Annotated in this window: 13 protein-coding genes and 1 tRNA gene; 7 read left to right on the top strand and 7 right to left on the bottom strand. The window is 41.5% G+C overall.

Translation table 11 applies throughout. The features are described from left to right. Positions 1-27: 27 nt before the first annotated feature. On the top strand, positions 28-1089 hold the full coding sequence (locus AC6H3C_RS02315) for an IS66 family transposase (protein WP_497518976.1): 1062 nt from the start codon (positions 28-30) through the stop codon (positions 1087-1089). A 14-nt stretch (positions 1090-1103) separates the two neighbouring features. Here AC6H3C_RS02315 and AC6H3C_RS02310 read toward each other — a convergent pair whose 3' ends face one another. Further along, complete coding sequence (locus tag AC6H3C_RS02310; protein ID WP_497518974.1) at positions 1104-1739, bottom strand: porin family protein; 636 nt, start codon at positions 1737-1739, stop codon at positions 1104-1106. Between the two features lie 936 nt (positions 1740-2675). On the opposite strand from AC6H3C_RS02310, the gene AC6H3C_RS02305 reads away from it, so the two are divergent. The 5 genes from AC6H3C_RS02305 (at position 2676) to AC6H3C_RS02285 (ending at position 9723) form a co-directional block, all read left to right on the top strand. Further along, positions 2676-7502: a RecQ family ATP-dependent DNA helicase gene (locus AC6H3C_RS02305; protein WP_497518973.1), complete on the top strand. Its 4827-nt coding sequence runs from the start codon at positions 2676-2678 to the stop codon at positions 7500-7502. Continuing rightward, on the top strand, positions 7492-7929 hold the full coding sequence (locus AC6H3C_RS02300; RefSeq protein ID WP_497518972.1) for a class I SAM-dependent methyltransferase: 438 nt from the start codon (positions 7492-7494) through the stop codon (positions 7927-7929). Before AC6H3C_RS02305 ends, AC6H3C_RS02300 begins: the two co-directional genes overlap by 11 nt. Before the next feature lie 114 nt (positions 7930-8043). After that, positions 8044-8496 carry a hypothetical protein gene (locus AC6H3C_RS02295; RefSeq protein ID WP_497518971.1) on the top strand — a complete coding sequence of 151 codons (453 nt, stop codon included), beginning with the start codon at positions 8044-8046 and terminating at the stop codon, positions 8494-8496. Between the two features lie 130 nt (positions 8497-8626). Further along, positions 8627-8965, top strand: a complete 339-nt coding sequence (locus AC6H3C_RS02290; RefSeq protein ID WP_497518969.1) for a hypothetical protein — start codon at positions 8627-8629, stop codon at positions 8963-8965. An 11-nt stretch (positions 8966-8976) separates the two neighbouring features. After that, positions 8977-9723 (top strand): hypothetical protein, encoded by a 747-nt coding sequence (locus AC6H3C_RS02285; protein WP_497518968.1) that lies wholly within the window; start codon positions 8977-8979, stop codon positions 9721-9723. A gap of 177 nt (positions 9724-9900) precedes the next feature. On the opposite strand, the gene AC6H3C_RS02280 is transcribed toward AC6H3C_RS02285, so the two are convergent. The 6 genes from AC6H3C_RS02280 to AC6H3C_RS02255 form a co-directional block, all read right to left on the bottom strand. Continuing rightward, entirely contained in the window at positions 9901-10140 is a 240-nt protein-coding gene (locus tag AC6H3C_RS02280; protein ID WP_497518966.1) for a GIY-YIG nuclease family protein, read from the bottom strand. 121 nt (positions 10141-10261) lie between these two features. Further along, the gene (locus AC6H3C_RS02275; protein WP_497518967.1) at positions 10262-10501 is read right to left on the bottom strand and encodes a GIY-YIG nuclease family protein; all 240 of its coding nucleotides are present in this window, start codon (positions 10499-10501) and stop codon (positions 10262-10264) included. 121 nt (positions 10502-10622) lie between these two features. Beyond that, positions 10623-10862 (bottom strand): GIY-YIG nuclease family protein, encoded by a 240-nt coding sequence (locus AC6H3C_RS02270; RefSeq protein WP_497518966.1) that lies wholly within the window; start codon positions 10860-10862, stop codon positions 10623-10625. 121 nt (positions 10863-10983) lie between these two features. Next, the gene (locus AC6H3C_RS02265) at positions 10984-11223 is read right to left on the bottom strand and encodes a GIY-YIG nuclease family protein (protein WP_497518966.1); all 240 of its coding nucleotides are present in this window, start codon (positions 11221-11223) and stop codon (positions 10984-10986) included. A 121-nt stretch (positions 11224-11344) separates the two neighbouring features. Beyond that, positions 11345-11584, bottom strand: a complete 240-nt coding sequence (locus tag AC6H3C_RS02260; RefSeq protein WP_497518966.1) for a GIY-YIG nuclease family protein — start codon at positions 11582-11584, stop codon at positions 11345-11347. Between the two features lie 51 nt (positions 11585-11635). Beyond that, a tRNA-Met gene (locus tag AC6H3C_RS02255) sits at positions 11636-11711 on the bottom strand. A gap of 210 nt (positions 11712-11921) precedes the next feature. Between AC6H3C_RS02255 and AC6H3C_RS02250 the strand changes: the two genes are divergently transcribed. Further along, the gene (locus AC6H3C_RS02250) at positions 11922-12785 is read left to right on the top strand and encodes a M23 family metallopeptidase (RefSeq protein WP_497518964.1); all 864 of its coding nucleotides are present in this window, start codon (positions 11922-11924) and stop codon (positions 12783-12785) included.

Here is a 12785-nt window from a genome sequence, read left to right as displayed (position 1 = left end):
TTTACGCTCATAATCAAACAGTGGTAAATGAGCGATTTTGCAACCGGTAAAGATGTGTTGATCCAGGAGCTTCTTCAGGAACGTGATGAGCTCTTCCAGAAGCTTTCCCGGTTGCGAAAAGTCGATAACGGGGCACTGGAAGAGCTGGAGTCCAAAAATCAGGAACTCGAGCTTGTAGTAGCTCAAAAAGACCAGCAGATCCATAAGCTTACCGATCAGCTGGCCTGGTTTCGCCACAAGTTTTTTGGAAAATCCAGCGAAAAGCATATTGCAGAAGATCCCAATCAAAGAAAGATTGACTGGGATGGACTGGATGTACTTCCTGAAGAACAGACCGCCATAAAAGATGCAGAGAAAGAGTTAATCGAGTATGAACGGCGCAAGCCTGAAAGAGAGAAAAAGAAGGCTGTGCGCCAGCCGCTTCCAGACCACCTCAGGCGGGAGATAGAAGTCATAGAGCCCGAAGGTGTCCAGGATAACTGGGTACGCATTGGCGAGGAAGTAACAGAGATACTTGAACACAAACCCGGCGAGATTTATGTACGCCGGATAGAACGCCCCAAGTATGCCGTAAAGCAATCAGCAGGAGAAGAAAATATTACGAATGAACAGGACCGGGAGGAAATCCCGGCTATCCGTATTGCATCCATGCCGCTGTTGCCTTTACCCCGAAGCAATGCCGGCCCTTCGTTGTTGGCCGAGCTGATGATGAACAAATATTTTTACCACCTGCCTTTTCATCGTCAGATTGCCATATTAAAGATGGTCGGGGTAAGATTGCCCGCATCAACCGTTAATGGTTGGTTCCAGGGCAGCAGCGATTTACTTCGGGCGCTTTATCTTCGTTTAAAAGAACTCATCCAACAGCAATTACGATTTAGACCTGGCCGACCTTTTGCCACACCGTTGGAAAAAATCCAACAATTGCCAGCGTTTTTCAGAAAACTCCAACTAATTCCAACTAATTCCAAGAGATTCCAACAGAACTTAGAAAATTCCAAATCTCGGGCTGGTATCCCCGGCCTAAAAGAAAATTCAGTATACGTGGCAGACCGAATGCTTACGAAATACTCGCCGGCACCGCTATGAAATTTGCACTTTTGTTACCGCAAGTTTTTTATTTTCAAACTTATAAAGCCTTGAAGATATTGATTATAATTCTTCATTGACACTGGACTTTCATCAACTACCCAAAAGACTTTGTCTGAAACCTGAGTAATTCCATGGCTATACCTAATACCAATATCCAGATTGCTGAGGATTTTATAAGTTCCCCCTATTACTCCCGATAATTCGAATTTTCTATTTAAATCAGTTATTTTCTCAGTATCATAACTTGCTTTATTTTTTGCATTTAGCAGATAGTTTACTTCAGGGCCGATAGAAAAAAATATTTTGTCGGATAGATATAAATCTGAAAGAACAGGTAATTGGAGATATTGCAATCCAATTTTATTTTCATTATTATCATCTTTGTTTGATATCCAACCTTTCTTTATTATTCCTGGCTCAAAAGAAAATCCCCAGATTCCTTTATTTTTATATTTCAAAGTTCCGTTGATACTAAAAGATATTGCTGGGGAGAAAATATCAGAATTGGTTTCAGAATCAGGAATATTTGTTATATGTATATCTGCAAAACCTAATCCAGATTTAATCCCGAATTCAAGAATCTGCGCATTTAAACTAATTAAGGTCATTAAAATTAGTCCAACAGTTGTCATTAATAGTTTCATCATATTGATCTTTTATAAAATTTGTGGTAACGGTTGGTACATGTTTCGGAGCGGATTATTACCAATGCCGTCAATATCCAACCAATTGTTTTTTTTGTTTTTGTATTCATACGCAAATTATTAAATTATTAAACAATTAATGTTGTCATTCTTCCGACAAAAATCAACAAATTATCTTGGTTGTTAGTTTTATGGTTCATAGAAATTTGTCATTCTTTTTCTTTTCTCTATTACATTTTGATATTAGGAAGAACTTAATCTATATTTTAATAGTTGGCAGAGTGACCGCCATCGTGCGGCAAAATGGCAAGTGGTGGAATGCGGGCGACTTCCTTATCTACCGTTACAAAACTTGATGCGGGGCAGAGAGCTTCAAAAAACCACGTCGCCCAGCCATTTGCTATATGCGATATCGAACTTAACCTGCCTTCGCGGGTAGCTGGTATAAAATTACCCGATTCTTCTTATACCCGGAGATTATTTACCTTAAAATTTCTGAATATGAGAAAGAAATCGGGTTTTACTATGGCCCGGCAGGCTGTTGCGCTTCAATGTAAGCAATCGGCCTGGTACAGGTGACGCAATCCGATACTTTCCATCGTTGTTTTAAAAATTCCAAAAACATTCCGACACAGGGTCGACTTTTTTGGAATCTGTTCTAAAATTGGCACGAACTTGCTGTTTTTTTTGAAGGTTCCTGACATTTGTCGGAATCAGCCTCAACTTTTCTGACCATTTTTTGACGCCTTCCAGTTGTGCGGCAACAGATCAGCCAGGTCCAGGCTGTAATCATTGTTATACACCGGTATCCTGGTCTGCACATCAGTCGGGACCCACTCCACTACGGTCAAGTCAACAGTAAACAGTCAACGCAATAACAGGATTAGCAACTTTGCAGGAATACAAATTCAGCTTATCTTTATATTCAACAATCAAAAAATGAACTCAATCGCGTTTATCGATACCGAAATTGAGCCAAAGAGCCGAAAGATTCTTGATATCGGAAGTGTCAAAGACAATGGTCATTCTTTTCATTCCGGTTCAATAACCGGTTTCATTCAATTTTTAAACGGAACAGCGTTTATTTGCGGACACAATATTATTGGCCACGATTTGAACTATATCGGAAATGCCGTCACTGATGCCGGGATAAATCCAGAAAATATCATTGACACGTTATACCTCTCCCCGCTTTTGTTTCCCGAAAAACCCTACCATGCGTTACTCAAAGACGATAAACTTCAAACGGAAGATACAAACAACCCGCTGAATGATGCGATCAAAGCAAAGGATTTATTCTTTGATGAAGTGGCCGCTTTTAAAACGGTTGATGAATCGCAAAAACAAATTTTCTATTTGCTTTTGAACGACAAAAAGCAGTTCCGGTCATTTTTTCGTTTCATCAAATACTCAAGTCAGGAAACTGACCTTGAAAAACTGATCCGCCAAAAGTTTGAGAATGAAATTTGCGAACAAGCCGATCTGTCAAAAATAATTTCAGAACGACCGATTGAGCTTGCCTATTGTTTATCGCTGGTGAATTCATTCATTCGTCATAAGAAGATCTATTCAATCACACCGGCCTGGGTGCTGAAAAACTATCCCGAAGTTGAACAAATCATGTTTCGTTTACGAAACAAACCCTGTATAAGCGGTTGTGCGTATTGCAACAGCGCGTTGAACATACACGAAGGTTTGAAAAGATTCTTTGGCTTTGATTCATTCAGAACATACGGTGGCGAGCCGCTGCAGGAACATGCGGTAAAAGCAGCCGTTGACAATAAATCGATATTAGCGGTATTTCCGACTGGCGGCGGCAAGTCAATTACGTTTCAATTACCGGCGCTGATGAGCGGCGAAAGCGCTACCGGTTTGACCATTGTCATTTCTCCCTTGCAGTCGCTCATGAAAGACCAGGTCGATAATCTTGAAAGAATTGGAATCACACATGCCGTTACCATAAACGGTTTGCTCGATCCGATTGAAAGAGCAAAATCATTTGAAAGAGTTGAAGATGGTTCGGCATTCATCCTGTACATATCACCCGAATCATTGCGTTCAAAAACGATTGAACGACTCCTGTTGGGGCGGAAGATTGTTCGCTTTGTCGTGGATGAAGCACACTGTTTTTCGTCGTGGGGACAGGATTTCAGAGTTGATTATTTGTATATCGGCGATTTTATCAAATCTCTTCAGGAAAAGAAGAATCTTGAAGATGGAATTCCGGTTTCATGTTTCACTGCCACTGCCAAACAGAAGGTCATTGAAGATATCCGGGACTATTTCAGGGAAAAGCTTTCGATTGAACTGGAGTTGTTTACATCAAAAACATCGCGGACAAATCTGCATTACAAGGTTTTTGAAAAAGGAGATGAGAAGGAAAAGTATCAAACAGTGAGAGATTTGATTAAGAAGAAGAATTGCCCGACCATCATCTATGTTTCCAGAACCCATAAAGCATACGCACTGGCAAAACGGTTAACCATCGATGGGTTCAGCGCCAAACCCTATCACGGGAAAATGGACAAACAAGAGAAGTCTGAAAATCAGGATGCATTTATCCATGGTGAAGTCCAGGTTATGGTCGCAACTTCTGCTTTCGGGATGGGGGTTGACAAAAAAGACGTCGGGATGGTGATTCATTATGAAATTTCAGATTCCCTTGAAAACTATATCCAGGAAGCCGGGCGGGCCGGGCGCGATGAAAAGATTGTTGCTGATTGTTTTGTGTTGTTTCATGAGGAGGACCTGAGCAAACATTTTATCCTGCTGAATCAAACCAAACTTTCGATTAAAGAAATCCAACAGGTTTGGAAAGCGATCAAAGACATCACTAAGTTTCGTTCGAGAGTTTCAAATTCAGCTTTGGAGATTGCACGAAAAGCCGGTTGGGACGATCATGTTGTTGAGATCGAGACACGGGTAACCACCGCCATTGCAGCCTTGGAAAATGCCGGTTATCTGAAGCGCGGGCAGAACATGCCGAGAATTTTTGCCAATAGCATCCTGTCCCGAAATGCACAGGAAGCCATAGACAAGATCAATGCATCAGAAAGGTTTGAGGAAAAGCAGAAGGGAATGGGTATCAGAATTATCAAAAAGCTCTTTTCAAGCAAAAGCCGGAAACAAACATCTGAAGAAACCGCCGAGTCCCGGATTGATTACATCAGCGACCACCTGGGAATTGTAAAAGAAGAGGTCATCAACATTGTGAACCTACTTCGCGAGGAAAAAATCTTGGCCGATGCAAAAGACTTGACAGCGTTCATCAAGAAAGGAGAAAATAAAAACCGTTCTCTCAGTATGGTTAACACATTCAGCAGAATTGAAAACTTTTTGCTTTCCCTGTTTGAAGAACAGGAAAAGACATTCCACATTAAAGAACTGAACGAAGAAGCCGAAGCAAAAGGTTGCGAAGAGGTAAATATCAACAAGATTAAAACCATCATTAACTTTTGGGCAATCAAGAATTGGATTAAGCAACAAAAACTGGAGTATTCAAAAAATCATTTTGTTGTGTTCTGTCTTCACCCGAAAGAAAAGTTGAAAGAAAAATTGGAGAGGCGGCACGAGTTGGCAAGGTTCATCGTTGAATTTCTTTACGAAAAAAGCAACTTGAACCTTTCACAAGATGATGCAGGAAAAGAAGAGGTATTGGTTGAATTTTCGGTCCACGAGTTGAAAACAGCTTATGAAAACAGCCAAAACCTTTTTAAGCTAAACGTTGGTCTTGATGATATCGAGGATACCCTTTTTTATCTTTCAAGAATTGAGGCAATTAAAATTGAAGGGGGATTCCTGGTGGTGTATAACAGCCTGACCATTGAACGATTGGAACAAGACAATAAAAAACGGTACACGAAGGAGAATTACGAAAAACTCCATCAATTCTACGAAAACAAAGTACAGCAAATACATATTGTTGGCGAGTATGCCAAAAAAATGATAAGTGACTACCGCAATGCGCTTCAGTTTGTTGAAGATTATTTTCAGTTAAGCTATAGCTCTTTCCTCAGAAAATACTTTCCCGGGAGCAAGGCCGACGACCTTAAATTAAAAATGACTCCGACTAAATTCAGACAACTGTTTGGAGAACTGTCGCCAGCGCAATTGAGGATTATCAAAGACAACGAATCGAAATACATTGTTGTTGCAGCTGGTCCCGGTAGCGGGAAAACCAGGGTGTTGGTTCATAAACTGGCGTCGTTGCTTTTAATGGAAGATGTAAAGCACGAACAATTGCTGATGCTTACTTTTTCAAGGGCAGCGGCCACAGAATTCAAGAAACGTTTACTCGAACTCATTGGAAACGCTGCTAATTACATTGAGATCAAGACTTTTCACTCCTACTGTTTCGATTTATTGGGCAAGGTTGGAAGTTTGGAAAAGTCAGATACGATTTTAAAAAAGACAATTGAGAAAATCAGGAACAAGGAAGTTGAATTAAGCCGGATTACAAAAACAGTATTGGTGATTGACGAAGCCCAGGACATGGACGAAGATGAGTTCGAACTGATAAAAGCGTTGATGGAGCAGAATGAGGAAATGAGATTGATAGCAGTTGGCGATGACGACCAGAATATTTTCGAATTCAGGGGGGCCAGCTCAAAATATCTTGAGCAGTTTATCCGGATAAACAAAGCAACCAAACACGAATTGGTCGAGAATTACCGAAGTAAAAGCAATCTGGTTGATTTCACCAACCAGTTTGTAAAACGGATTCGCTACCGGTTGAAAGACACCGCAATAATTCCGAAGCAAGCCAATGACGGCAAAATAAAAGTTGTGCGTTATCAAAGCAACAATCTCCTTGCACCGCTTGTGGATGATATCCTTTTGAGTGGACTTTCCGGAACAACCGGCGTTCTTACAAAGACGAATGAGGAAGCACTACAAATTACAGGATTGCTTTTGAAAAACGGGATGCAGGCAAAACTGATTCAAACGAATGACGGTTTCAGTTTGTATAATCTGTTAGAAATCAGATTTCTTTTAAGCCGGTTGAGTCTGGCCGATGATACGGTCATCATCAGTGATGAGCTTTGGGAAAAAGCCAAATGCGAATTGCAATACAAGTATCATTCCAGCACGAAGTATGAAATTTGCAGCAACATCATCAAAGATTTTGAAGCCATAAACCCGATGAAGAAATACAAATCGGATTTCGAAGTTTTTATCCGCGAATCCAAATTGGAGGATTTTTTTAATGAATACGAGGAACCCATTCTTGTTTCGACCATCCACAAGGCCAAAGGAAAAGAATTCGACAATGTATTTTTAATGCTTGAGAATTTCAATTCAACAACCGATGAAGCAAAAAGACAACTTTATGTCGCTATGACAAGGGCCAAACAAAATTTGACCGTTCACCTAAATTCAAATCTTCTTGATAACCTTTCAGCAAAGAATTTAGAACGGGTTGAGGATCGTAACAAGTACCTGCCATCTGATGAGTTAGTCATACATTTGACCCATGAGGATGTGAATCTTGGCTATTTCCAATTTATTCAACGCCGTGTAAACCAGATCACAAGCGGAGAATCTCTCATCATACACGAGGAGGGATGTGCAAATTCAAAAGATGCTTTGGTACTAAAATTTTCAAAAAAAATCCTTGAGTCGATAGAAGCACAAGGAAAGAGTGGGTATAAATTGAAAAGTGCAAAAGTGAACTTCATTGTTTACTGGCTGCAGGAAGATACCGGGCAGGAAGTAAAAATTGTGTTGCCTGAACTAAAAATAACAAAACGAGAGCATGAACAATAAACTGTCAAAACGACTTGCTGATGTGGTAAACGCCCTTCCATTAAAAGAGGGTATTCGGGTTTTGGAAATTGGTTGTGGTCCCGGGGCGGCAGCCAGAGAAATTTCGAGACGAATCGGCAACGGACACATTCTGGCTATCGACCGTTCGCCCAAAGCGATTCAACAAGCCATTGCAGGTTCACCGGCCGAAATAAGTACAGGCAAACTTTCATACCGGCAAGCTGCCATAGAAGATTTTGAACTTGACGCTGATGAGAAACCCTTTGATATTGCATTTGCGGTAAGAGTCGGAGCCTTGGACGGTCGCCACCCTGAAATTGAAAAGCAATCCCTCATCAGAATTGCCAAAGCATTGACGAAAACGGGAAGACTATTTATCGATGGCGGAAAGCCCTTAAAAGAAATATCGCTGGACGAATTTTATTGATGAGCCTACTTCAAGAAGCCTAAGTTTAATGAATTTATCGCATGCCACGCAACTTTTGTTCGTTTATTCTCATCTTGAAAACACTAAACCCTGCTTTTATAAATATAGATACTTATGAAGCAACTTTTCTGTCTGTTTCTGGTACTGGTTCTAACCGGGTGTGAAGATAATTATGAAGATACTCACAGGTATTCAAAACTCATTACACAGTCAAAAGAGTATCCGGTATATCTCGATATGAGCGAAATAGGGAATATACAGGTTAAAATGGAATCGCCGCTTGCATCCCCGTTTAAAATCCTGTCAAATGACAACTATTATTTTATGGGCGATATGCTGAATGGCGTACATGTTTACGAAAAAAAAACCGCGGGAGCAAATTACCTGTGCTTTTTGGAGTGCAGGTATATCAAAGATTTCGAGCTTGCCGATAACCGACTTTTTTGTATACCGGTCGGGAACTTTCAGCGTAAGAGAGGAAGATTTGTGGACAACTCCCAGGGGAAATTACGCTCCTCCATACTATTACAGCAACGCCTTCCCGGTACGTATGTTTTTCGAGGATGATATCATTTATATTTTGGGAACATTGGACAACCGTTCGAGTGGTTATTGCCATTGCATCATATATAATGAAGTCTACCCGATTACCTATCCGTTATATTTCCCGGGCTTTAAGCCTTTAGACATTTGTTACATGCCACAGTTGGATGCTTTTTTCGTTCTCACAGGCACATCGGTATGGGGTGTTTTTATAACAGGCAATGGAATACCTGAATTTTCAAAAATAGATATCGATTACCCGATTGCAACGGATGCCGTAGAAATTTTCAGGGCCGGAGATAATTTGGTTACGCTAGGGAATGAACTTTCCGTGTATTCTGCAACTGAAAGCGAGTTCAAGCTTGTGAAAACATATCCCGGAATATCGGGAAAGTGTTGTTATAAAGAGGGAAATCTTTTAGCTGTAGCCAGCACACAAGGTATGTCTTTGTATGATATCACCGATTTGGAAAATATTCAACTCATCCCATAAATCAATACTTTATGAAAAAAATTACAATAGTCAGCCTGTCGTTATTCCTCACCGTAAGTGGTTTCACTCAATTCAACAAGGAGAATCCGGTCAACGTCGATAAAAATGAAATCCATACCCGTTTCGACAAAAGAAAGGATAAAGGATATTACAGCATCATGCAGGTTAGCCTGCTGTTAGGCAACAACCAGGCCACTGAGAGAATTATTAATTACAATCCGGGTTATTATCCTTTATCATCCTCCATTTACCCACCCGTATACAATTATCCTTATGCCCGCACCAGAATGACTGTTGCACCTTCGTTTACCTTAACAAACGGATATCTGTTCAACGAACATTGGGCAGCCGGAGCAGGAGTGGGATTTGAAATTTTTGATCACCATCTTTTCCCGCTTTTTGCCGAATTGCGCTACACCTTTTGGGACACTAAAATCTCCCCGGTTGTGACCATGAAGGGAGGTTATGCATTTGGCAATTTCAAAGCGAAGCATTACGACGATCTCTACCTGAACTGGTCGCCCTACCATGTTAATGATGCCAGTCTCCGTAATTACGGGGGCATAATGCTTCATCCTGAAATTGGTGTTAAGGTGCCGTTAAACGAAAACAGCGACCTGCTGATTACGGCAGCTTACAGGCATCAAAAAACAAAATCGGTTACAAGAAAGGATTACGAATCCAATCAGTTTGATGAATGGGAACACAAAGAATACCTGAACCGGCTTTCGTTTGGTGTGGCAATCATGTTCAGGTAAAAATGATCCTAAATCTTGTCAAACTTTTCTGAATAAAGCACATACACGTAAAACATGGTCAGCTAAAACTAAAAAAGGAGAGCTGATTCTTCAACTCTCCTTCTCATTGGTAGCGGGGACACGACTCGAACGTGCGTCCGGCTCTTGCCGGATAGAAGCCCAACGGCTACCAACTGCTCAGATGATTTTTTCCCGGATAAAATCCCTTCCCCGATGTGATTTCAGTGCTTTTTCTCTTTTCAAAGCATCGGTCTTCACCGGAAATTCTTCGGAATGGATTAGTTTCCACGGACGGAAATTTTTTGTCCAGCCCTTTGGCAAGTGGTTATGGGCAAAAACACGCTTTTCAAGATCGCACGTCATCCCGATGTAAATCTTGTCAAACTTTTCTGAATAAAGTACATACACGTAAAACATGGTCAGCTAAAACTAAAAAAGGAGAGCTGATTCTTCAACTCTCCTTCTCATTGGTAGCGGGGACACGACTCGAACGTGCGTCCGGCTCTTGCCGGATAGAAGCCCAACGGCTACCAACTGCTCAGATGATTTTTTCCCGGATAAAATCCCTTCCCCGATGTGATTTCAGTGCTTTTTCTCTTTTCAAAGCATCGGTCTTCACCGGAAATTCTTCGGAATGGATTAGTTTCCACGGACGGAAATTTTTTGTCCAGCCCTTTGGCAAGTGGTTATGGGCAAAAACACGCTTTTCAAGATCGCACATCATCCCGATGTAAATCTTGTCAAACTTTTCTGAATAAAGTACATACACGTAAAACATGGTCAGCTAAAACTAAAAAAGGAGAGCTGATTCTTCAACTCTCCTTCTCATTGGTAGCGGGGACACGACTCGAACGTGCGTCCGGCTCTTGCCGGATAGAAGCCCAACGGCTACCAACTGCTCAGATGATTTTTTCCCGGATAAAATCCCTTCCCCGATGTGATTTCAGTGCTTTTTCTCTTTTCAAAGCATCGGTCTTCACCGGAAATTCTTCGGAATGGATTAGTTTCCACGGACGGAAATTTTTTGTCCAGCCCTTTGGCAAGTGGTTATGGGCAAAAACACGCTTTTCAAGATCGCACGTCATCCCGATGTAAATCTTGTCAAACTTTTCTGAATAAAGTACATACACGTAAAACATGGTCAGCTAAAACTAAAAAAGGAGAGCTGATTCTTCAACTCTCCTTCTCATTGGTAGCGGGGACACGACTCGAACGTGCGTCCGGCTCTTGCCGGATAGAAGCCCAACGGCTACCAACTGCTCAGATGATTTTTTCCCGGATAAAATCCCTTCCCCGATGTGATTTCAGTGCTTTTTCTCTTTTCAAAGCATCGGTCTTCACCGGAAATTCTTCGGAATGGATTAGTTTCCACGGACGGAAATTTTTTGTCCAGCCCTTTGGCAAGTGGTTATGGGCAAAAACACGCTTTTCAAGATCGCACGTCATCCCGATGTAAATCTTGTCAAACTTTTCTGAATAAAGTACATACACGTAAAACATGGTCAGCTAAAACTAAAAAAGGAGAGCTGATTCTTCAACTCTCCTTCTCATTGGTAGCGGGGACACGACTCGAACGTGCGTCCGGCTCTTGCCGGATAGAAGCCCAACGGCTACCAACTGCTCAGATGATTTTTTCCCGGATAAAATCCCTTCCCCGATGTGATTTCAGTGCTTTTTCTCTTTTCAAAGCATCGGTCTTCACCGGAAATTCTTCGGAATGGATTAGTTTCCACGGACGGAAATTTTTTGTCCAGCCCTTTGGCAAGTGGTTATGGGCAAAAACACGCTTTTCAAGATCGCACGTCATCCCGATGTAAATCTTGTCAAACTTTTCTGAATAAAGTACATACACGTAAAACATGGTCAGCTAAAACTAAAAAAGGAGAGCTGATTCTTCAACTCTCCTTCTCATTGGTAGCGGGGACACGACTCGAACGTGCGACCTTTGGGTTATGAGCCCAACGAGCTACCAACTGCTCCACCCCGCAATATATTTTGAATATTTTTGGTCTTTTTGAACGTGCATCTTCGACATTCCTGCCTCAAATGCGGTTGCAAATATAGCGTATTTTTGTCAAAAAACAAATCAGGAGTAAAAAAAATGAAATTTCCCCGTTGCGTTAAAAAGTATTAATTTCAGCAGCCTGAATTAGGCTGTTCTTTTATTCTTTATATTTTTGATGCTTCCAAAACCGAAGATGAAAAAAGAGAAAAAGAAAGATAAGATTTTCCAGAAGCTTAAAAACCGTTACCGGCTCATTATTTATAATGATTCAACTTTTCAGACGGTGTTAAGCACCAAGTTAAACCGCATGAATGTGCTTGTTATTGTCGGTTTGGGCGGTTTTTTTCTGGTGATCCTTACCGTGATGCTTATTGCCTACACACCCATCCGCGAGCTAATCCCGGGTTATCCTTCGGGCGATGTGCGCGACCTGATTGTGCGAAATGCCGTAATGGTCGATTCGCTTGAGCAGCAGTTGTCATTGCGTGACAGCTATTTTGCCAGCATTAAATCATTGATCGAAGGAGAAATTCCGCCGGATATCGATTACGAACAGGATTCGGTTGCCCGGACGGCCGAACTGAATTTTCAACCTTACAACCACGATTCCATGTTCAGGCAGAATTTGCTGGAAGAGCAACTGGACTTATCGCTCCAAAAAGGAAATTCCCGCCAATCCGGCTTGTCTAATTTACATTTCTTCACTCCGCTAAAAGGAATGCTTTCAGGCGGTTTCGACAGCAATATCGATCATTTTGCCGTTGATATCGTGGGACTGCCCAATTCGCGAATCTCATCCGTTCTTGACGGAACGGTCATCTTCTCGGGATGGACCGTCGACACCGGTTATGTTATTTATATTCAACACGATCATAATCTGATTTCGGTGTATAAACACAATTCCGAATTACTGAAAGCCGTTGGCGATCATGTGAAAGCCGGCGAGGTGGTTGCATTCATGGGGAATACCGGCGAGTTAACCACCGGTCCGCACCTGCACTTCGAATTGTGGTACAAAGGGATACCGCTCGACCCGGAACAATACATTGACTTTTAA

Source organism: Gaoshiqia sp. US2, from assembly GCF_059705485.1.
Note: the sequence above shows the minus strand (reverse complement) of the source record. Positions and strands in the feature narration are given on the sequence as shown.